The 21,394-nt window shown below is 70.6% G+C and carries 19 protein-coding genes and 1 pseudogene; 13 read left to right on the top strand and 7 right to left on the bottom strand.

Annotated elements, in window-relative coordinates:
* From PLL68_RS05500 to PLL68_RS05480, 5 genes are all read left to right on the top strand, one after another.
* The coding region (locus PLL68_RS05500; RefSeq protein WP_324532402.1) for an L-lactate permease at positions 1-1,488 on the top strand (1,488 nt) is incomplete at its 5' end.
* Positions 1,485-2,255: a (Fe-S)-binding protein gene (locus PLL68_RS05495; protein ID WP_324532400.1), complete on the top strand. Its 771-nt coding sequence runs from the start codon at positions 1,485-1,487 to the stop codon at positions 2,253-2,255. The genes PLL68_RS05500 and PLL68_RS05495, both read left to right, overlap by 4 nt.
* Complete coding sequence (locus tag PLL68_RS05490; protein ID WP_324532398.1) at positions 2,252-3,721, top strand: LutB/LldF family L-lactate oxidation iron-sulfur protein; 1,470 nt, start codon at positions 2,252-2,254, stop codon at positions 3,719-3,721. Before PLL68_RS05495 ends, PLL68_RS05490 begins: the two co-directional genes overlap by 4 nt.
* The gene (locus tag PLL68_RS05485; protein WP_324532396.1) at positions 3,718-4,374 is read left to right on the top strand and encodes a LutC/YkgG family protein; all 657 of its coding nucleotides are present in this window, start codon (positions 3,718-3,720) and stop codon (positions 4,372-4,374) included. Before PLL68_RS05490 ends, PLL68_RS05485 begins: the two co-directional genes overlap by 4 nt.
* Positions 4,371-7,217 (top strand): FAD-binding and (Fe-S)-binding domain-containing protein, encoded by a 2,847-nt coding sequence (locus PLL68_RS05480; protein WP_324532394.1) that lies wholly within the window; start codon positions 4,371-4,373, stop codon positions 7,215-7,217. The genes PLL68_RS05485 and PLL68_RS05480 overlap by 4 nt, the downstream gene beginning before the upstream one ends.
* 3 nt (positions 7,218-7,220) lie before the next feature.
* Here the strand turns inward: PLL68_RS05480 and PLL68_RS05475 are convergent, their stop codons facing one another.
* Positions 7,221-8,984, bottom strand: a complete 1,764-nt coding sequence (locus PLL68_RS05475) for a SulP family inorganic anion transporter (RefSeq protein WP_324532392.1) — start codon at positions 8,982-8,984, stop codon at positions 7,221-7,223.
* A 243-nt stretch (positions 8,985-9,227) separates the two neighbouring features.
* On the opposite strand from PLL68_RS05475, the pseudogene PLL68_RS05470 reads away from it, so the two are divergent.
* The 3 genes and pseudogenes from PLL68_RS05470 to PLL68_RS05455 all read left to right on the top strand — a co-directional run.
* Positions 9,228-9,488 (top strand): annotated as a pseudogene (locus tag PLL68_RS05470) (recombinase RecA); the annotation flags it as partial.
* Entirely contained in the window at positions 9,462-11,612 is a 2,151-nt protein-coding gene (recA, locus tag PLL68_RS15865) for a recombinase RecA (protein WP_502910676.1), read from the top strand. The pseudogene PLL68_RS05470 and the gene recA, both read left to right, overlap by 27 nt.
* A gap of 26 nt (positions 11,613-11,638) precedes the next feature.
* Positions 11,639-12,268: a regulatory protein RecX gene (locus PLL68_RS05455; RefSeq protein ID WP_324532391.1), complete on the top strand. Its 630-nt coding sequence runs from the start codon at positions 11,639-11,641 to the stop codon at positions 12,266-12,268.
* Between the two features lie 20 nt (positions 12,269-12,288).
* Here PLL68_RS05455 and PLL68_RS05450 read toward each other — a convergent pair whose 3' ends face one another.
* The gene (locus PLL68_RS05450) at positions 12,289-12,846 is read right to left on the bottom strand and encodes a dihydrofolate reductase family protein (protein ID WP_324532389.1); all 558 of its coding nucleotides are present in this window, start codon (positions 12,844-12,846) and stop codon (positions 12,289-12,291) included.
* Positions 12,847-12,880: 34 nt separating this feature from the next.
* On the bottom strand, positions 12,881-13,453 hold the full coding sequence (locus PLL68_RS05445; RefSeq protein WP_324532388.1) for a phosphatase PAP2 family protein: 573 nt from the start codon (positions 13,451-13,453) through the stop codon (positions 12,881-12,883).
* Positions 13,454-13,697: 244 nt separating this feature from the next.
* On the opposite strand from PLL68_RS05445, the gene PLL68_RS05440 reads away from it, so the two are divergent.
* Positions 13,698-14,252: a GNAT family N-acetyltransferase gene (locus tag PLL68_RS05440; protein WP_324532386.1), complete on the top strand. Its 555-nt coding sequence runs from the start codon at positions 13,698-13,700 to the stop codon at positions 14,250-14,252.
* 154 nt (positions 14,253-14,406) lie between these two features.
* Positions 14,407-14,730 carry a DUF309 domain-containing protein gene (locus PLL68_RS05435; protein WP_324532384.1) on the top strand — a complete coding sequence of 108 codons (324 nt, stop codon included), beginning with the start codon at positions 14,407-14,409 and terminating at the stop codon, positions 14,728-14,730.
* 109 nt (positions 14,731-14,839) lie between these two features.
* On the opposite strand, the gene PLL68_RS05430 is transcribed toward PLL68_RS05435, so the two are convergent.
* Together PLL68_RS05430 and PLL68_RS05425 are read right to left on the bottom strand one after the other, a co-directional pair.
* A complete protein-coding gene (locus PLL68_RS05430) occupies positions 14,840-15,250 on the bottom strand; it encodes a YccF domain-containing protein (protein WP_324532382.1) in 411 nt (136 codons plus the stop codon).
* A 110-nt stretch (positions 15,251-15,360) separates the two neighbouring features.
* Positions 15,361-15,819, bottom strand: a complete 459-nt coding sequence (locus tag PLL68_RS05425) for a GNAT family N-acetyltransferase (RefSeq protein ID WP_324532380.1) — start codon at positions 15,817-15,819, stop codon at positions 15,361-15,363.
* Between the two features lie 116 nt (positions 15,820-15,935).
* Between PLL68_RS05425 and PLL68_RS05420 the strand changes: the two genes are divergently transcribed.
* The 3 genes from PLL68_RS05420 to PLL68_RS05410 are packed head-to-tail and all read left to right on the top strand — an operon-like array spanning position 15,936 to position 19,328.
* Positions 15,936-17,567 carry a circularly permuted type 2 ATP-grasp protein gene (locus PLL68_RS05420; RefSeq protein WP_324532406.1) on the top strand — a complete coding sequence of 544 codons (1,632 nt, stop codon included), beginning with the start codon at positions 15,936-15,938 and terminating at the stop codon, positions 17,565-17,567.
* Positions 17,561-18,487, top strand: coding sequence for an alpha-E domain-containing protein (locus tag PLL68_RS05415; protein ID WP_324532378.1), 927 nt, complete (start codon positions 17,561-17,563; stop codon positions 18,485-18,487). The genes PLL68_RS05420 and PLL68_RS05415 overlap by 7 nt, the downstream gene beginning before the upstream one ends.
* 1 nt (position 18,488) lies before the next feature.
* Positions 18,489-19,328 (top strand): transglutaminase family protein, encoded by an 840-nt coding sequence (locus PLL68_RS05410; RefSeq protein WP_324532376.1) that lies wholly within the window; start codon positions 18,489-18,491, stop codon positions 19,326-19,328.
* Here PLL68_RS05410 and PLL68_RS05405 read toward each other — a convergent pair.
* Entirely contained in the window at positions 19,312-21,024 is a 1,713-nt protein-coding gene (locus PLL68_RS05405) for a SulP family inorganic anion transporter (protein ID WP_324532374.1), read from the bottom strand. The two genes, PLL68_RS05410 and PLL68_RS05405, sit on opposite strands and share 17 nt — an antisense overlap.
* The coding region (locus PLL68_RS05400; protein WP_324532372.1) for an ArsR/SmtB family transcription factor at positions 21,021-21,394 on the bottom strand (374 nt) is incomplete at its 5' end. The genes PLL68_RS05400 and PLL68_RS05405, both read right to left, overlap by 4 nt.

Raw genomic sequence — 21,394 nt, 5'->3', positions numbered from 1 at the left:
TTCCCGATCATGTGGATCGTCTTCACGGCGATCCTGCTCTACCAGGTCACGGTCCGCTCGGGCCGGTTCGAGGACCTGCGTGCGACGTTCCACCTCATCTCCGACGACCCGCGCGTCCAGGCGATCATCATCGCCTTCTGCTTCGGTGGCCTCCTCGAGGCCCTGGCCGGTTTCGGCGCCCCCGTGGCGATCACCGGTGTCATGCTCATGGCCCTGGGCTTCTCGCCGCTGCGTGCCGCCGCCGTCGTGCTCCTGGCCAACACCGCGCCCGTCGCGTTCGGCGCGGTCGGCACCCCGATCATCACCGCCGGCAACCTCACCGGCATCCCGTACCAGGAGATCGGCGCGTACGTCGGCCACCAGACCCCCATCCTCGCGGCCTTCGTGCCGCTCCTGCTCGTCCTCATGGCCGACGGCCGACGCGGCGTGCGCCAGACCTGGCCGATCGCGGTGGTCGTCGGCCTGACGTTCGCGATCTTCCAGTGGATCTCCGCGACCTGGATCTCCGTCGAGCTCACCGACATCATCGCCTCCCTCGCCGGTCTCGCCGCAGCCGTGCTCTTCCTCAAGGTGTGGCAGCCCAGCGGCCGCGAGGAGGCACTGGAGACCCTGCACACCGAGCGTGAGCGCGAGTTCGCCATGGCCGGCGGTCCCGAGACGTCCAGCGGCTCGGCCGGGGCCGGCCCCGTCACCGACTACGTCGTGTCCGGTGCCGAGCTCGAGGAGCGGGCCCGGGGCCTGACCCGTGGACGGATCACGATGGCGCTGTTCCCCTACCTGCTCGTCATCGTCGTCTTCGCCATCGCCAAGCTCATCGCACCGGTCAAGGAGTGGTTGTCCACCACCGATGTCAAGATCCCCTGGCCGGGGCTGTCCGGTGAGGTCCTCACGATCGCCGGCACCCCCAGCGCCGCGACGACGTACACGCTGTCCTGGCTCAGCTCGCCGGGCACGATGCTCCTCATCTGCTCGCTCATCGTCGCCTTCGTCTACGGCATCGGCCTGACCGGATGGGGAGCCGAGGCCTGGGCGACCGCGCACAAGATGCGCTACGCCTTCCTCACCGTCGCCTCGATGCTCGCCCTGGCCTACGTCATGAACTTCTCCGGCCAGACCATCACGATCGGCACCTGGATCGCCGCCACCGGCGCCCTGTTCGCCTACCTCAGCCCCACCCTGGGGTGGATCGGCACCGCCGTCACCGGCTCGGACACCAGCGCGAACGCCCTGTTCGCCACGCTCCAGCAGAGCGCCGCCGAGACCGCCGGCATCGACCCGACCCTGCTGGTCGCCGCCAACACCTCCGGCGGAGTCGTCGGCAAGATGATCAGCCCACAGAACCTCACCATCGCGGCAACCGCCGTGGGTCTCGTGGGCCGCGAGTCCGACATCCTTCGCAAGGTCCTGCCATGGAGCATCGGCCTGATCATCGCCATGTGCCTGCTCGTCGGACTGCAGTCGACCGTCCTGGCCTGGATGCTCCCGTGAGCGCCCCCGCCCGCCCGGTCGCCGACCTCAAGGTCGCCCTGTTCGCGACCTGCTTCAACGACACGATGTGGCCCGAGACACCCAAGGCCACGGTCCGCCTCCTCGAGCGGCTCGGCTGCCGCGTCGAGTTCCCGATGGAGCAGACCTGCTGCGGCCAGATGCTCACCAACACCGGCTACGGCTCGAAGGCCGTTCCCCTGGTGCGCCGGTTCGTCGACGTCTTCGAGGGCTACGACGCCGTCGTGGCACCGTCGGGCTCGTGCGTCGGCTCGGTGCGCGAGCAGCACCCGGGCATCGTCGAGCTGGTCGGTGACGACCGGCTCGCCAGCCGGGTCGAGCACCTCACGCCGAAGGTGTACGAGCTGTCGGAGTTCCTCGTCGACGTGCTCGGTGTCACAGACGTCGGGGCCTACTTCCCCCACCGGGTCACCTACCACCCCACCTGCCACTCGCTGCGCATGCTGAGGGTCGGAGACCGACCGCTCCAGCTGCTGCGCGCTGTGCGCGGAATCGACCTCGTCGAGCTGCCCGGCGCGCAGGAGTGCTGCGGCTTCGGCGGCACGTTCGCCATGAAGAACGCCGACGTCTCCATCGCCATGGGCTCGGACAAGGCGCGGCACGTCGTGGAGACCGGCGCCGAGGTGCTCGTCGCCGGTGACAACTCGTGCCTGGCACACATCGGCGGGATCCTCGGCCGGCAACGCTCCGGCGTGCGCCGGATGCACTTGGCCGAGGTCCTCGCCTCCACCGAGGAGGACCAGGCATGAGCACCACGACACCCGGGCCACTGCAGCAGACGTCGGCCACCTTCGTCGGCATGCCGACGTTCCCGGAGGCCGCCCGCTCCGCCCTGGCCAACACCCAGCAGCGCAAGAACCTGCGCCACGCCACCCACACGATCCGCGGCAAGCGAGAACGGGTCGTCGCGGAGGTACCGGAGTGGGAGGCACTTCGGGTGGCGGGAGCCGAGGCCAAGGACGAGGCGCTGACCCACCTCGGCGACTACCTCGAGCAGCTCGAGGCGAGCCTGACCGCGAACGGCGCCACGGTGCACTGGGCGCGTGACGCGCAGGAGGCGAACCGGATCGTCCTGGACATCGTGCGGTCCAAGGAGGTCGACGAGGTCGTCAAGGTCAAGTCGATGGTGACCCAGGAGATCGAGCTCAACGAGGCGTTGGAGGCGGCTGGCATCCACGCGTGGGAGACCGACCTCGCCGAGCTCATCGTCCAGCTCGGGCACGACCGACCCAGCCACATCCTCGTCCCGGCGATCCACCGCAACCGCAGCGAGATCCGCGAGATCTTCCTGCGTGAGATGGGCACCGTGGGCCGCCCCGCCCCGGACGACCTCACCGACGACCCCGCCCGGCTCGCGGAGGCCGCCCGGCTGCACCTGCGTGAGAAGTTCCTGCGGGCGAAGGTCGGCGTCTCGGGCGCCAACTTCGCGGTCGCCGACACGGGCACGCTCGTCGTCGTCGAGTCCGAGGGCAACGGACGGATGTGCCTGACCCTGCCCGAGACGCTCATCTCGGTCGTCGGCATCGAGAAGGTCATCCCCTCGTGGGAGGACCTAGCGCCGATGCTCCAGCTGCTTCCCCGCTCGAGCACGGGTGAGCGGATGAACCCGTACACGACGATGTGGACCGGTGTCCACGACGGTGACGGACCCCGGGAGGTGCACGTCGTCCTCCTCGACAACGGCCGCAGCCACGTGCTCGCCGACCGCGTCGGGCGCCAGGCGCTGCGCTGCATCCGCTGCTCCGCGTGCCTCAACGTCTGCCCGGTCTACGAGCGCACCGGCGGGCACGCCTACGGCTCGGTCTACCCGGGGCCGATCGGCGCGGTGCTCAACCCGCAGCTGCGGGGCACCGCGAGCACGATCGACAAGTCGCTGCCCTACGCCTCCAGCCTGTGCGGCGCGTGCTTCGACGCGTGCCCCGTGCGGATCAACATCCCCGAGCTGCTCGTCGAGCTGCGGGGGCAGGTCGTCGACGAGGCCGGTCCGACTGCCGAGTCGGCCGCGATGCGGGCCGCCGCCTGGGTGCTGTCGGACCCCAAGCGGCTCGCCGGCGCACAGAAGGCTGCGACGACCGCCGGTCGTGCCGTCGGCACGCGCACGGTCCGCTCCGTGCCCGGACTCGGCGCCTGGACCAACGCCAGGGACCTTCCCACCCCACCCAGGGAAACCTTCCGACAGTGGTGGGCCCGCGAACGAGGAGAGGACCACCGATGAGCGCGCGCGACGAGATCCTCGCCCGGGTCAGGGGCGCGACCGCCGACATCGTCACCACCCCCGCCGACCGGGGCCCCGTGGCCGTCGTCGAGGAGACCTCCCCGGGCGAGTCCGAGACCCTCGAGCTGTTCGCCGAGAACGTCGCCGACTACCGGGCGCAGGTCGTGCGGGTCGGCCCGTCAGGGGTCGCTGCCGCCGTCGCCGGGGCGCTGAGCGAGCACGGATGCCGTACCGTCGTCGTCCCGAGCGGCCTGGACCCCTCGTGGCGGGCGGCCGCCGAGGGGGTCGCCCGGGTGCTGTCCGACGACGAGGCGACCACGCACCTCGCCCGCGACGACGTCGATGCCGTCGTCACGGCATCCGCAGTCGGGGTCGCCACGACCGGCACCATCGTCCTGGACCACGGGGCCGACCAGGGGCGACGCGAGCTCACGCTCGTGCCGGACACCCACGTGTGCGTCATCCGGGCCGACCAGGTCGTCCACGACGTGCCCGAGTCGGTGGCCAGGCTGCGGCCCGGGCCCGACGGAGCCCGACCACTGACGTGGATCAGCGGCCCCAGCGCGACGAGTGACATCGAGCTCGAGCGCGTGGAGGGCGTCCACGGCCCGCGGACCCTCGTCGTCGTCCTCGTCGAGGGAGCGGACGCGTGAACCCCTTCGCCGCCGCACTCGAGGACCCTGATCGGCTGCACACCCGGGCGAGCGACCGGCTGAAGATGATGCACGACGCGTCGCACTACGCCCTGCTCCCGCAGGCCGTGGCCGAGCCCGTTGACGCCGCAGAGGTCGGGCGCCTGTTCGCGGTGTCGGCCGCGCACGGCATCCCCATGACGTTCCGCTCCGGGGGAACCAGCCTGTCCGGACAGGCCGGCACCGATGGCATCCTCGTCGACACCCGCAGGCACTTCCGCAGCATCGACGTCCTCGACGACGGCCTGCGCGTGCGCGTCGGGCCGGGTGCCACCGTGCGGTCGGTCAACGCCCGCCTGGCGCGGCACGGACGCAAGCTGGGGCCGGACCCGGCCAGCGAGATCGCGTGCACCCTCGGCGGGGTCGTCAACAACAACAGCAGCGGCATGGCCTGTGGCACTGCGGCCAACACGTACAACACCCTGGACTCGCTGGTGCTCGTGCTGCCGAGCGGCACGGTGCTCGACACCGGTGCGACGGACGCCGACGAACGGCTCCGCCAGCTCGAACCCGAGCTGTATGCCGGGCTGGACCGGCTCCGAGACCGCGTCCGGGGCAACCCGGCGTCGGTGCGCCTGCTGGAGCAGCAGTTCTCGATGAAGAACACGATGGGCTACGGCCTGAACTCCTTCCTCGACCACACCCGGCCGGTCGACGTGCTCGCGCACCTGGTGGTCGGGAGCGAGGGGACGCTGGCCTTCGTGGCGTCGGTGGTGATGCACACCGTTCCGCTCCTTCCGCACGCGATGACCGGGCTGCTGGTCTTCGACGACCTCGCCGGCGCGACCGGCTCCCTGACCGCGATCCTCGAGACCGCCCCGGCGACGATCGAGCTCCTGGACGCGGTGTCGCTACGTGTCGGACAGGCCGACCCCAGGGCCGACGACGTCCTCAAGCGCATCGACGTGGACCGGCACGCGGCGCTGCTGGTGGAGTACCAGGCCGGTACCGCGGACGAGGTGGCAGCGCTGGGCCGGCTCGCGCTCCCCGCGCTGACCCGGCTACCCCTCAGCTCGCCGGCGGCGCTCGCGTCGGATCCCGCGTCCCGTGCGCGCCTGTGGAACACCCGCAAGGGCCTGTATGCCGCGGTGGCCGGTGCGCGCCCGACGGGCACCACCGCCCTGCTCGAGGACATCGTGGTGCCGGTTCCGGCCCTGCTGCCGACGTGCGAGCGGCTGATCGAGCTGTTCGCACGGCACGGCTACGAGGACAACGTCATCTTCGGCCACGCCAAGGACGGCAACATCCACTTCATGCTCAACGAGCGGCTCGAGGGGGGCCGCATGGACCGCCTGTTGGCGTTCACCGACGAGATGGTGGAACTGGTGCTCGGGTTCGACGGGTCGCTCAAGGCCGAGCACGGGACGGGGCGCATGATGGCGCCCTTCGTGCGACGGCAGTACGGCGACGAGCTGCACGACGTGATGAAGGAGGTCAAGGAGCTCTTCGACCCGCTCGGCGTGCTGAACCCGGGCGTCATCATCAGCGACGACCCCGAGGCCCACACCCGCAACGTCAAGGTGACGCCGACGGTCGAGGAGGAGGTCGACCGGTGCGTGGAGTGCGGGTACTGCGAACCCGTGTGCCCCAGCCGCGACCTGACCACCACGCCACGGCAGCGGATCGTGCTGCGCCGCGAGATGCAGGCCGCTGCCGCTGCCGGCGACCTGGCGCTCCTGAACGAGCTCGAGCGTGACTTCGAGTACGACGCCGTCGAGACCTGCGCGGTGGACGGCATGTGCCAGACCGCCTGCCCCGTCGACATCAACACCGGTGACCTCACCAAGCGGCTGCGGGCAGAGGCGGTGGGCCCGATGGCGAGCCGTGGCTGGCGCCTGGCGGCCGGACACTGGGGCGCCACGACACGGGTGGCCTCGGCGGCGCTGACGATGGCGCGAGTGCTGCCGGATCCCGTGGTGCTCGTCCCGAACGCTCTCGTGCGCAGGGCGGGTGACGACGACGTGGTGCCGTTGTGGTCCCCGGATCTGCCCGGCGGCGGACGACAGCGGCCGGAGGGACGGGCTCCCTGGGCACCCGCGGTGAGCGAGCGGGGGGAGGGCCCGCGCGAGGCCGTGTACTTCTCGGCATGTGTGGGAACCCTCTTCGGCCCCACCGACGCCGGCCCCGGAGTGCGGGGCGCCTTCCTGTCCCTGTGCCGACGTGCTGGTGTCGTTCTCGTGGCGCCGGGAAACCTTCCCGGCCTGTGCTGTGGCACCCCGTGGCGCTCCAAGGGCATGCTCGAGGGCGCGCAGGCCATGGAGCAGCGGGTGGCGGCATCCCTGTGGGAGGCCACGCGTGGTGGTGAGCTGGACGTGGTCAGTGACGCGGCCTCGTGCACCGAGGGCCTGGTGACCACGCTCTCCCACGCCGCCGAGACGGATGCCCGGTACGCCGGCATCCGGGTCGTGGACGCAGTGGCGTACGTGGCGGCCGAGCTGCTGCCGGAGCTGCCGAGGACGCAGCCCCGGCTCCAGAGGCTGGCGCTGCACCCGACCTGCTCGTCGACCCAGCTGGGCCTCGACCCGGCGCTGATGACCGTGGCGCGCGCCGTCGCGGACGAGGTGTTCGTGCCCGACTCGTGGGGCTGCTGTGGCTTCGCGGGGGACCGCGGGCTGCTGCACCCGGAGCTGACGGCCTCTGCCACGCAGGTGCAGTCCGCGCAGATCGCGCAGGCCGGGCCCTTCGACGCCTACGCCTCGTGCAACCGCACGTGCGAGCTCGGCATGACGCGTGCCACCGGCCAGCAGTACCAGCACGTTCTCGAGCTCCTCGACCTGGCGACCCGGGCACCCGGACCCGGGTAGCCCCTAGGGAACCGGGCCGAACGGGTGCGTGGTGCCGTGGGTCTGCGCGTGCCATGACAGGTACGCGGTGACGGCCGTCGGCAGCGTCGGGTAGAAGTGCTCGGTGCCGATGGCATGGTCCAGCCCGGCCGCCTCGAGGTCGTCGAGCAGGTCCTGCTTGACGCGGGCCATGGCGAGCACGACGCCGCGGGCGACGAGGTCGTCGTGCAGCCTGGCGAGGGCGTCCAGGCTCGTCAGGTCGACCTCGACGTTGGCCTCGGCGTTGATGATGAGCCACTCGACCGGGTCGTCGGCGTCGTCCACGGCGGCCAGCGCACGGGTGTGGAAGTCCTCGGCGTTGGCGAAGAAGAGCGGCGAGTCGTAGCGGTAGACCACCAGACCCGGCACCTGCACGGCATCCGGGAAGTCGTCGACGTCGTGCATGCCCGCCATGCCGCGCACGTAGCCCAGGATGCCGTCGTGCGGCCGGGCGACGCGGCGCAGCAGGTCGCCGAGCGAGAGCGCGACGGCGAGCAGGATGCCGTAGAGCGCCCCGAACACGAACACCCCGAGCGTGGTCGCGACGAGCAGGACGAGCTCGCTGCGGCGGAACCGGGCCACTCGCCGGATCTCGGCGACGTCGACGAGCCGGATCGCGGCGTAGACGACGAGGGCCCCGAGGGCGGCCTTCGGGAACGCGGCGATGACCGGGCCGAGCGCGAGCACGGCCACGAGCACGGTGGCCAGGGTGGCCAGCGAGTACATCTGGGTCCGGCTGCCCATCGAGGCCCCGATCGCCGTGCGGCTTCCGCTGCTGCTCACGGGGAACCCGGAGAGCAACCCGCCGGCGATGTTGGCCACGCCGAGCGCGAGGAACTCCTGGTTGGCGTCGATCTGCTGGTCGGAGCGCTCGGCGAAGGCTCGCGCGGTCAGCACGTTGTCGGAGTAGGCGACGACGGCGATGCCGAGCGCGGGCGCCAGCATGGTGGCCACGGCATCCGGCGACAGGTCGGGCAGGCTCAGCTGGGGGAGAGCCGACGGCAGGGGGCCGACGACCGCCACACCGAGCTCGTCGAGGCCCAGCACCATGACGGCCGCGGCGCCGAGCAGTGCCGCGAGCAGGGGGTTGGGCAGGCGGGGGAAGAAGTGCGCACCCAGCAGGAGCAGCACGAGGAGGGTGCTCGAGAGCACGAGGGTGGGTGCGTGGACGTCCGAGAGGTGGGTGAGGGCGCTCCAGGCCTCGGCGGGCATCGAGTCGCCGCTCACCTCGATGCCGGTGAGGCTGTCGATCTGGCTGACGACCATGAGCACGGCGACCCCGGCGAGGTAACCGACGAGCACCGGTTTGGAGAACAGGTCGGCGAGGAAGCCCAGCCCGAAGGCCCAACCGAGGATGCAGAGGGCGCCGGTGACGACCGCGAGCGCCGCAGCGAGTGCGGCGTACGCCTCGGGGCCGCTGACACCGACCGCGGCCACGGCGGTCGCGGTCATCAGCGCCGTCGTGGACTCGGGGCCGACGGAGAGCTGGCGGGAGGAGCCGAGGACGGCGTAGACGAGGGTGGGCGCGATGATCGCGAGCAGGCCTGCGGCCGGCGGGAGCCCCGCGATCTGGGCGTAGGCCATCACCTGCGGGATGAGGTAGGCGGCGACGGTCACCCCGGCGAGCAGGTCGCCGCGTAGCCAGCCGCGCTGGTACGTGCGCCACACCGTGATCCCGGGAAACGTCGTCGCGACGGTCACGGGCCTCCGGGCGTTGAGTGGCCGGTGATGGCCGTCTGCGGTGGGCACGGGCTGATTCGACCACACGACATCGGCGTGTCGCCCGCCAATGTGTGGGATCGAACAGGTGTTCGTCTATGGTCATCCACAGGTGGTGTCCCCGACGGCACTTGTCCACAGGCTCGACGGCAGCCCGTGACCGTTGTCGGTACCGCCACCTAGCGTCTGACCCAGACCTCGCGACGAGACCGATGGCGAGAGCTGGTCGCCGGTGGGCGCGCTCGCTGCACGAACAGGAAGAGACGGTGTGACATGGCAGGAAATCGCGGACCCGTGATGCCCAACCCGACGGCTGCGGCCAACGGTGGGGAGAAGGACAAGGCCATCGCCTCGGTGATGGCGCAGATCGAGAAGCAGCACGGCAAGGGTGCCGTCATGCGCCTCGGTGACGACGTGCGGCCCCCCATCGAGGTCATCCCCACGGGCTCCATCGCCCTCGACATCGCGCTCGGCATCGGCGGCCTGCCGCGCGGCCGGGTCGTCGAGATCTACGGCCCCGAGAGCTCGGGAAAGTGTCTGACCGCAGACACCTACGTCTGGACTGCCCATGGGCTGGAGACCGTGGCCGAGTTGTTCGCCCGAGGCGGGCAACCTGCTTCGTGTACGTCACGGGTCACCGATGTCCGTGAGTTGGGGCTGCGTGTGGTCAATGAGCGCGGTGAGCTCGAGCAGGTGGCCGCTCTGACTCACAACAACCGCAAGCCGGTGGTGCGGCTCGTCACTCGATCCGGCCGGTCAGTCAGCGCGACTCACAACCACCCCTTCCGCGTGCTCAACGAGCGTGGCCACATCGTGTGGCGACAGGCCGGGCGCATCGGCACCGGTGACGTCCTGGTTTCGGCGCTGTTCGGGGCCGAGGAGGCTGCCTGCGGCGAGGGGATCAGCGAAGACGAGGCTGTCTTCCTCGGGTATCTCGTCGCCGAGGGCACCCTCGGGGAGTCCAACAAGCACGCAGTCCGGTTCACGAACTGGGACCCGGAGGTCGCTTCGGAGTGGTCGGCCCTGGCAAGCTCACTGTTCGGCGCCGAGGTCAAGAACTACGACGGCAAGGAGCACGTCGTGCATGACACGGCGCTTCGACGTCGACTGGCAGACGACTACGGTCTGGCGTTCGTCAACGCGCCGGAGAAGTCGGTTCCTCATGCCATCCGAACCGCTGGCGCCAAGGCGCAATGCGCCTTCCTCTCGGCGCTCTTCGAGGGTGATGGCTGGATCGACAAGTCATCGACCATCGGTCTGGGGACAGCATCGCGTGTTCTCGCCGAGCAGGTGCAGCTCCTGCTCTACGGGCTGGGTGTTCCGGCGACGATGCAGACGTCGTTCAACAAGGTCTACCAGCGCGACTACTACAGCGTGATCATCAACCCGGCCGCTGCCCATCGATTCCTGGAGAACGTCGGCTTCCGCAGCGCTCGCCGGGCGGGCCAGGTAGAAGAGGCATTTCGCCAGTCCTCTCGGGAACCTCAGCCCGAGAATGTGCCCTTTGTCGGGAACCTCGTCCGTGACCTTCGCGATGCCATCGGCGGGGACCGAGAGTTTGATCGGATCGCTGGTGACATGCTGCGGCAGGACATGGCGCTGTCGTGCTCACGTGCGCGGTTGCGTCGCATTGTCGACTGGGCCGAGCAGCGCACCCACCTGCTGTCCACGGGATCCCAACATCTCGTCGGCATGCTCCGCGACCTGTCGACAGCGCGATACACCTACGAAGAGGTTGTCGCAGTCGAGGACGGCGGCCTGCAGCCCACGTTCGACCTGATGGTCCCCGATACTCACAGCTTCGTGGCTAACGGTGTTCTGTCGCACAACACAACCGTGGCTCTGCACGCTGTGGCCAACGCGCAGAAGGCCGGTGGCATCGCGGCGTTCATCGACGCCGAGCACGCGCTCGACCCCGACTACGCCAAGGCCCTCGGGGTCGACACGGACGCGCTGCTCGTGTCCCAGCCCGACACGGGGGAGCAGGCGCTCGAGATCGCCGACATGCTCATCCGCTCCGGCGCGCTCGACATCATCGTCATCGACTCCGTCGCGGCCCTGGTGCCCCGTGCCGAGATCGAGGGCGAGATGGGTGACAGCCACGTCGGCCTCCAGGCCCGCCTGATGTCGCAGGCGCTGCGAAAGATCACCGGTGCCCTCAGCACCACTGGCACGACGGCGATCTTCATCAACCAGCTGCGCGAGAAGATCGGAGTGATGTTCGGGTCGCCCGAGACGACGACCGGTGGCAAGGCGCTGAAGTTCTACGCCTCGGTGCGGCTGGACGTGCGACGCATCGAGACCCTCAAGGACGGCACCGACGCGGTCGGCAACCGGACCCGGTGCAAGGTCGTGAAGAACAAGGTCAGCCCGCCGTTCAAGCAGGCCGAGTTCGACATCCTCTACGGGCAGGGCATCTCACGCGAGGGTGGCCTCATCGACATGGGGGTCGAGCAGGGCTTCGTGCGCAAGGCGGGTGCCTGGTACACGATGGACGGGGACCAGCTGGGGCAGGGCAAGGAGAACGCCCGCAACTTCCTCAAGGACAACCCGGACCTCACCGACGAGCTCGAGAAGAAGATCAAGGAGAAGCTCGGCATCGGTGTGCCTCGGGGTGAGGCACTGGCCGCGGTCCCTGACATCCCGGTCGACTTCTGATCCTCGGCTCGATTCCTGACGCTCGGATGCCGTTCGCCGACTCGACGACCCCGCCGCCCCCGTGGGCGGCGGGGTCGTCGTCGGTTCCCGACCCGACGGCACCGGCGGCGCGACGCGCGGGTGCACCCCCTCCCGCGGATCCTGAGAGCGACCCCCGCACGCGGGGCAGTGAGCCCGACCCGCTCGACTGGGCCCGCCAGATCGTGCTGCGCCAGCTGACCGCGGCACCACGCAGTCGCGCCCAGCTCGAGCAGGTGCTGCGCCGCAAGGACTGCCCCGACGACGTCGCCGCCGCGGTGCTCGACCGCATGGAGGAGGTCGGCCTGGTCGACGACACGGCCTACGCGGGCATGCTCGTCCGCTCGCAGCAGGCCGGCCGCGGGCTCGCCCGGCGGGCCCTCGCGCAGGAGCTGCGACGCAAGGGGGTCGACGACGAGACGGCGCAGGCCGCGCTCGACGAGGTCGACCCGCACGACGAGGAGGACCGGGCCCGAGCGCTCGTCGCGAAGAAGATGCGCTCGATAAGCGGGTTGACGCCCCTCGTGCAGACCCGGCGGCTCGCGGGGATGCTCGCTCGCAAGGGTTATCCCTCGGACGTGTCGATGCGCATCGTGCGCGAGGCGGTGCGCGAGGCGCCCGAGAACCAGCGCGACTGAGTGATCGTCGGCCTCGGGGCTCAGGTGGGCCGGTATCGCAGGGCGACCGCTCCCGAACGGAACTCCTGGCGGTCCACGAGCTCGAGCTGGATGCGCTCGCGCAGACCGGCGAGCAACGTCGGCCCGTGTCCTTCAAGGACCGGCTGCACCAGGAACGCGTACTCGTCGATCAGTCCCAGGTCGGCCAGTGCCAGGGGGAGCGTGACCCCACCCACGAAGAGGCCCTCGCCCGGCTCGTGCTTGAGCTGCTGTACGGCGTGCCCCAGGTCGCCCCGCACCAGCTCGGCATTCCAGTCAACCTCGCTCAGCGTGCTCGACACGACGTACTTCTTTGCCCGGTCGATGGTCTCGGCGAACGGGATCTCCCGCTCGCCCATCCAGTCAGGCCAGGTGCCCGTGGCCGGCTTTCGCCACGCCGACTCCATCATCTCGTAGGTCACCCGGCCGAAGACCAGGGCATCGGCTCGTTGCATCTCAGCGGTCCAGTAGCGCATCGACTCCTCGTCGGGCGGGAGCCCTGCCTCGTGGTGGCAGCAGCCGTCGAGGGTGACGTTGATCGAGTATCGAAGTGGTCTCATCCCGGTCCTCTCCCGTGAGGTGCTCAGCGTGTGTTCACGTGACCGTACTGCGCCGGATGGGCCACCTGGCCGCCACCAGCCAGCACAGCGAGCACGAGAGCAGCCCGATGGCCGCACCCCCCAGAACATCAAGGGGCCAGTGCGCTCCGATGTACGGGCGGTTCAGCGCGACGAGGGTCGCGATGGCCACGCCCACGGCGCGCTGCGGCCATGTCGGCCAGGGCCACAACGCCGTCACGAGGCCGACGGCGACACTCGTGTGGGCCGAGGGATAGGCGTGTCCGTGCGGTTCCGTGGGGTAGCCGTGCACGTCCAGCCCGGCGATCGACGCCGTGGGCCTGGGCTGCTCGGCCTCCCGCTTGAGGATCTGGGTGATGGCCTCGGAGAGCGCGTACGCCAACAGCATCGCCCGGAGCACCTCCCACCGGTCCCTGCCCCGGGCCGTGAACACGATCCAGCCGACGAGGGCGAGCGCGACCACCGCCAAGGGCACCGGGCGCAGGAGCGAGTTGGTCACGGCCAGCACGGTCCCGAACGGTTCCGGCGGGTCGTTGATCCACCGCACCACCGCGGTCTGGGCATCAGCGGCTCCGGGTTGCAGTGCCATCCAGTAGGTCGCGGCAACCACCAGCGCGGACGCCGCCGCGAGCGCCTAGCACCTGGAGCGCGACGGCAGCGACGTCACCTCGGGGAGGGCGCGCTCGTCCACGCCGTCCTCCGCGTGCTCGGTCATGCGCGCAACCTACCGACGGTCCGGCGGTCGGACGGGGAGTGACTCGAGGCAGTGGCCACATCACGTTGCGTCGTCCGACTCGGTCCGCGACGATCGTCGAGTGAGGGTTCCATAACTGGTGGGGGATTCGGTCACCTTGCGGGCCCTGCGGCCCGAGGACCGCGCGGCGCGTCAGCGTCATGGGTGGCATGCCGAGATCGAACGCGGCTACGGCTCCACCACGGTGACGCGAGCCATGGGCGATGACGAGGTGGAGCAGTGGTACGCCCACTGGGAACTGGCCGCAGATGAGCCGAACCGCATCCATTGGGTGCTCGACCTCGAGGGCGAGGCCGTCGGCGCAGCGTTCCTCCATGCGATCAATGCCGAGGACCGCCGTGCCCGATATGCCATCGGGCTCTACGACCCCTCGTTCTTCGGCCGAGGGCTTGGCCAGCAGGCGACGCGCCTGGTTCTCCAGCACGCCTTCGAGACGTTGATGCTGCACCGCGTGGATCTTCGCGTCCTGGACTTCAACCACCGAGCGATTGCCACCTACCGGGCATGCGGCTTCGTGGAGGAGGGACGCGAGCGGGAAACCTGCTTCCTTGACGGCCGCTGGTATGACGATGTGGTGATGGCCGTGCTTGAGCACGAGTTCGCGGTGGCGCGTGGAGGCAGACGTGAAACGTGACCACCGCGTCGCGCGCCGGGCTCGACTTCTCTGGGACGCTTCTCGTGTGACTGGAGCAGAGCGGGACCGGGACACCGAGGGACGTGCGCGTCAGGCACGGCCGCGAGACGCGTTGGGTCGCCCGCTGCCCTACGGGGCCGAGGGTGTCGAGCCGGTGTCGGAGGAACCGCTGCCGCCGCACGAAACGCTCAGGAAGGCCAGGGAGCTCATCGATGCCGGCCGTCCCTTCGCAGCCCACGAAGTGCTGGAGGCGCGGTGGAAGGCCGGGCCGGCCGAGGAGGCGGATCTGTGGCAGGGACTGGCGCAGGTCTGCGTGGCCCTGACCCATGCCGCCCGAGGGAACCAGGTCGGGGCGCAGCGGCTCTTCGAACGGGCCGGGGACCGGCTGTCCGCATTCGCGTCGACAGGACGCGATGCCTATGGCGTCGACGTGACCAAATCGGCGGCTCAGGCGCGAAGGCACCGCGGCACGTTCTGACGGCCACGGTGACCGACCGGTGACGGGGTTGTCCGCTCGTGACGGGCCTCTACCCCCGTCACGAGCAGACAACCCCGTCACGGGTGCCCGCACTCCCTGCGGCGGATGCTCAGAGGGAGTGCAGCGGTCGTTGCGCTGCGGACAGCGAGTCGGTCGGCACGATCTGCTTGCCGTAGGGGAAGAGCGAGATGGGGATCATCTTGAGGTTGGCGATGGCCAGCGGGATGCCGATGATCGTGATGGCCTGCGCCACTGCCGTGATGACGTGCTCGAGGGCGAGCCACCACCCGGCGAGCACGATCCACAGGATGTTCAGCACCACCGAGCCGGCACCGGCGTTTGGCTGCTGCACGACTGCTCGCCCGAAGGGCCAGATGGCGTAGCTGGCCATCCGGAAGGCGGCGACGCCCAGTGGGATCGTGACGATGAGCAGGCACAGCACGAGGCCGGCGAACGCGTACCCGACGGCGAGCCAGAACCCGCCGAACACGAACCAGATGATGTTGAGCAGGGTGCGCACGCGAAGGATCCTCTCGAGGTGGGCTGGTTCGGGGTCGAGCCAACTGTGTCCCAGCCTGTCATGCGCGTGCACCGTCGCGCGGCGACTGGGGTCGACCCGACCCACCAGGGTCAGGCGGGACGGCGCCGCGCGACGACCTCGTCGTCGTCGGTCTCGCCCGTCTCGACGAACCCCAGGCTGGCGTAGAGACCCTTCGCCACCGTGTTCTGCGGGTGGTACGCGAGGGCGAACCCATCGTCTTCGTCGCGGGGACGAAGGGTCGCAAGGGCCTGGGCCATTGCGGCCCGACCCACCCCGCGACCCTGGTGCGCGGCGTCGACGATCACCCCGCCGAGCCAGCAGCTGCCGTCCTCGTCGTCGATGCCCCACATGAGGAAGCCGATCACCGCGCCCTCCTCGTCGTGCACGGCCAGGGGGTTCCAGACGTCCTCGTAGGCGCACAACGCGAGGTAGTGGGTGGCGGCCGCGACGAAGGCGTCCTGGCCGGGCGCGATGGTGAGCCCGGCGACGTCACGCCAGCTCCCGGCATCCACCGGACGCAGGGAGACCGACGGGCCGGGCTGGGTCATGCGCGCCACATTAGGGCCGTCCACCCCGTGGACAACAGGTGCGCGAAACACGGGGGTGACACGGGTGTGATGACAGGTTCACGCCGTGGCCATAGGTTCGTCACGTGAGCGAGCAGATGCCGGCCGAGGCCCCAGGCGGCCTGTTCGACGACTACGCCCTCGGCCAGGCGTGGGACGAGATGCTCAGCGAGCCCGGTGCGCCCCGTACGCCCTACAAGCCGGTGTTCCACACGCTGCGCGGGATGAACGGGCAGGCCCTCAAGGAGCGGGCTGACTCGCTGGCGCGCTCCTACCTCGACCAGGGCGTGACCTTCGACCACGCGGGGGAGGAGCGGCCCTTCCCCCTGGATGCCGTGCCCCGCGTCATCAGCGCCCACGAGTGGCAGATCATCGAGTCCGGTGTGGTGCAACGCGTCACGGCGCTCGAGTCCTTCCTCGATGACATCTACTCGCGCGAGGGTGAGATCCCCCGCGCCGTGCACGAGGGCATCATCCCGTGGCGCCTCATCGCGAGCTCGAAGCACTACCACCGGGCCGTCATGGGGATCCGCCCGAGCAACGGCGTGCGCGTGCACGTCGCCGGCGTCGACCTCATCCGCGACGAGGTGGGCACCTTCCGGGTGCTCGAGGACAACGTGCGCGTGCCGTCCGGGGTCAGCTACGTCATCGCCAACCGCCGTGCCATGGCCAACGTCTTCCCGGAGGCGTTCGCGACGATGCGCATCCGGCCCGTCCACGACTACCCGCGCATGCTCCTCGCGGCGCTGCGGGCCGCTGCACCCGACGGGGCCAGCGACCCGACCGTCGTCGTGCTCACCCCCGGGGTGTTCAACTCGGCCTACTTCGAGCACGCCCTGCTGGCGCGGATGATGGGGGTCGAGCTCGTCGAGGGTCGTGACCTCGTGTGCGTCGGCGGACAGGTGCGGATGCGCACGACGACCGGTGACCGCCCCGTCGACGTCATCTACCGGCGCATCGACGACGAGTTCCTCGACCCGGTGCACTTTCGCGGCGACTCCATCCTCGGCGTCGCGGGGCTGGTCTCCTCGATGCGGGCGGGGCGGGTCACGGTCGTCAACGCCATCGGCAACGGCGTGGCCGACGACAAGCTCATCTACTCCTACCTGCCCGACCTCATCCGCTTCTACCTCGACGAGGACCCGATCCTCGGCAACGTCGACACGTTCCGCTGCGACGAGCCGAAGGCGCTCCAGCACGTCCTGGAGAACCTGCACGACATGGTCGTCAAGCCGGTCGACGGCTCGGGCGGGAAGGGGCTGGTAGTCGGGCCCAAGGCCGATGCCGAGACCCTCGAGCTCTTGCGTGCCCAGCTGATCGCCGATCCGCGGGGCTGGATCGCCCAACCCGTCGTGCAGCTCTCGACCGTGCCGACGTTCATCGACGGCCGCCTCGCCCCGCGCCACGTCGACCTGCGGCCGTTCGCCGTCAACGACGGTGAGCGCGTGCGGGTGCTGCCGGGGGGCCTCACCAGGGTCGCCCTTCCCGAGGGTGAGCTGGTGGTCAACTCCAGCCAGGGCGGGGGGTCCAAGGACACCTGGGTGCTCTCGGACCGTCGGGCCGCGACGAGCACCTCCAGCCGGCCACCGGACAACCGCGAGGTCGTCGTCATGAGTGCCCCCACGGCATCCCACGAGGACAGCATGAAGGCCCAACAGCAGCAGCAACAGCAGCAAGGTCACCGCACGGTGGCCCACGCTGACACCCGCCACGAGGAGTCGTCGTGCTGAGCCGGATCGCCGAGTCGCTCTTCTGGATCGGGCGCTACACCGAGCGCGCCGACGGCACGGCGCGCATCGTCGACGTGCTGCGCCTGCAACTCCTCGAGGACCCCGGGGCCGACGAGGTCACGGCGTCGAGGACCGTCCTCTCGGTGATCATGGGGATGCCGTTCGAGGGCGACCCGGGGTTCGCCGACGTGGGTGCCGCCCTGGTCTTCGACCGGTCCAATGCCAGCTCCATCACCGGGGCCCTCTTCGCCGCCCGCGAGAACGCCCGGCGAGCTCGCGAGACGTTGTCGACCGAGCTGTGGGAGGGCATCAACACGACGTGGCACCGCTGGAACGGCTTCGGGCGGACGGTCACGACCGAGCGGCACCTGTCGTGGGTGCGTGAACGCGCGGCGCTCGTGTCCGGCATCGCCGACTCGACGATGTCGCACGACGAGGCCTGGGACTTCCTCGTGCTCGGCCGCAGCCTCGAGCGGGCCGACATGACGGCGCGTCTCGTGGCCACCGGCGGCCTGCCGCGAGGCGGCGCCCCGTGGTCGGTGGTGCTGTCGTCGTGTGGAGCGCAGCAGGCCTTCATGCGCAGCCAGCGCGGCCTGCTCAGTGATGACCGCGCAGCGGCCTTCCTCGTGCTCGACCGCGAGTTCCCCCGGTCGGTCTTCTTCGCCCTCTCCGAGGCCGAGCGCCGGCTCGACGCCCTCTCACCCCAGGAGGACCGCATCGGCATCTCCGACGAGGCCCAGCGTCAGCTGGGCCGCATCCGCACGTCGCTGGAGTACCGGTCGACGTCCGACGTGATCGCCGACCTCCCGGCCCAGATGCTGCGGGTGCAGGGGTCGGTGATGGCGGCGTCGCAGGCGGTGGCGTCCCGGTACTTCCAGTCCGGACAGGTCACGACGTGGACCCGGGACGGGGTGGTCTGACATGCGCCGCTGGCGAATCGTCCACACGACCTCCCTGACCTATGACGGCCAGGTTCGTGCCGCCCACAACGAGCTGCGGATGACCCCGGTCAACGAGGCCGGCCAGACCACCCTCGAGAACCGCATTCGCATCCGCCCGATGACGTGGAGCCACGTCTACCGCGACCACTGGGGCACCCACGTCATGGCGATGGAGAGCCTGGCCAGCCACGGTCAGCTCGAGATCGAGGCCATCTCCACCGTCGAGCGCACCGACGTCGCCCGGCACACCCCGTCGCTCGACTGGGCGGCTGTGCGCGACCCTGCCGTGCAGGACCGCAGCTACGAGTGGCTGATGTTGTCGGCGCGCACCCGCCCCGGTGACGGCATCGCCGAGTTGGTGGATGCCGTGCGCGGACGCGAGACCCCCCGGGTGGCTGCCGAGGAGCTCGCGTCCCTGGTGCGTGCCGAGATGAGCTACGTGCCGGGCAGCACCAGCGTGCACAGCCGCGGCGAGGACGCCTGGGCCGAGCGCTCCGGTGTCTGCCAGGACTTCGCCCACATCACCGTCGGCGCCCTGCGCAGCCTCGGCCTGCCCGCGCGGTACGTCTCCGGGTACCTCGTGCCGGTCAGGGACACCGCCGTCGGTGAGACGAGCAAGGGCGAGAGCCATGCCTGGGTCGAGTACTGGGACGGTGGCTGGACACCCGTTGATCCGACGAACGGCACCGAGGTCGGGGTCGACCACGTCGTCGTGGCGCGCGGCCGCGACTACGAGGACGTCCCCCCGTTCAAGGGTATCTACTCGGGGCGGGCCACGGCATCCCTGGGTGTCGTGGTGGCGATCACCCGCCTGGCCTGACGCCCTCCTCGTGGTGGTGGTCGCGGGCCACGTGCCGGCGGGCGTGCGCGATGGCCTCGGGCGTGCTGTCGAAGACGTGCTTCAGCGTCACGAGGTGTTGGTGGATGCCGGTCGCGGCCAACCGTGGGACGAACCGTTGCGGCATCCCCGACAGCAGGACCGTGACCCCTCGTGCCTCCAGCGAGCGGATGGTGTCGGCGAGCACGGCTGCCCCGGTGGCGTCGAGCGTGCTGACGTGGGACATCCGCAGGATGACGACCTTGACGTCGCTCACCTCGGTGAGTTCGAGCAGGGCCGTGTGGGCCCCGCCGAAGAACAGCGGGCCCTCGAGCCGGTAGGCGACGACCCGTTCGCGCAGCAGGGCGGTCTCCTGCGCGCCGTGCTCCTCCTCGTCGAGGTACTTCTGGGGGAGGGACTCCTCGTACAGCGCCGTCGTCCGGGCGAGCTGGCGCAGGGCCAGCCCGCCGGCGGTGACGATGCCCAGCACGACGGCCGTCGCGAGGTCGAGCACGACGGTGGCCAGGAAGGTCAGCCCCAGCACGGCGGCGTCACCGCGTGAGGCCCGGGCCAGGGCGCGCAGGCTCGACACCTCGATCATCCGCACGGCCGTGGCGATGAGCACCCCCGCCAGGGCGGCCAGCGGGATCCAGGCGACGACGTCGTTGAGGGCGAGCACGACGACGAGCAGCACGAGCGAGTGCACCACCGCCGCCAGTCGGGAGCGCGCCCCGGAGCGCACGTTGACGGCGGTCCGGGCGATCGCCGCGGTGGCCGGGATGCCGCCGAGCAGCGGTGAGGCGAGGTTTGCCAGCCCCTGGCCGAAGAGCTCGCGGTCGGGGTCGTGGCGCGAGGACACGCTCATCGCGTCGGCGACGGTTGCCGAGAGCAGGCTCTCGAGCGCGGCCAGGGCGGCGACGGCGACGGCCGGCACGGCGAGCACCCGAAGGTCACCCCAGGACACCGACGGCACGCTCAGGCTGAACAGCCGCTCGGGCAGGGCGCCGATCGTCTCGACCGGCACGTCGGCCAGGCGGACGGCGACCGTCGCGACCACCACCCCGAGCAGCGCCACGGGTACGGCCGGCCGCAGGCGGGAGAGCACGAGGATCGCCGCGGCGACCCCGACGCTGATGGCCACCGGTGCGAGGTCGGGGCTCCCGAACCACTCGAGGACGGCGGCCACCGCCGACACGACGACGTGCTCGTGGCGCGCGGACAGGCCGAGCGCGGAGGGCACCTGCTGGAGGGCGATGAGGGCCGCGATGCCCAGGGTGAACCCCTCGATGACGGGCAGCGGGATGAACCGCACGTACCTCCCTGCACCGGCCAGGCCCATCACCACGAGGATCACGCCCGCCATGAGGCCAACGACGAGCACGCCCTCGGCTCCGTGGGTCGCCACGATCGGCACGAGGACGACGGTCATCGCTCCGGTGGGCCCGGAGACCTGCACGTGACTACCGCCGAACAGCGCCGCCACGACGCCGGCGACGACCGCCGTCACCAGGCCGGCGGTGGCGCCGAGCCCCGAGGCGATGCCGAAGGCCAGGGCCAGGGGCAGGGCCACGACACCCACGGTCACCCCGGCGAGGACGTCCTGACGAGGGGTCGCCACCATGGCGCGCAGGTCGCGGCTGCGGGGGCGGACGGCATCCAGCCGCTCCATGACGGCCCGGCGGGCCGTGTCCGTGCTCATGCCCGGGGCTCTGGCGTGATGTCGTCGACGAGCCCCCCCTGGTCGGCCGTCTTGGTCTGGAGGATCTCGCGGGCGCTCGCGAGCAGGTCGCGCACGGCGGGCAGGGCGAGGCTGTAGATCACCTGCCCACCCTCGCGGCGCTGGGTGACCAGGCCGCCCAGGCGCAGGACGGCGAGCTGGTGGGACAGGCTCGGGGCCTCGACGTTGATCGCGGCGAGCAGCTCGTGGACGGCCCGGTCGCGCTCGGCCAGCAGCTCGAGGACGCGGATGCGGGCCGGGTGGCCGAGCGTTCGGAAGAACTCGGCCTTGGCCTGGTACAGCGGAACCGGCATGTCATCGCGCTCTCTTGCAGAGTTGCAGAACTCTGCAA

Source organism: Ornithinibacter sp. (assembly GCF_035443565.1).
Lineage (GTDB): Bacteria > Actinomycetota > Actinomycetes > Actinomycetales > Dermatophilaceae > Fodinibacter.
The sequence above is the reverse complement of the archived record's forward strand: the minus strand, read 5'-3'. Positions and strand labels throughout refer to the sequence as shown.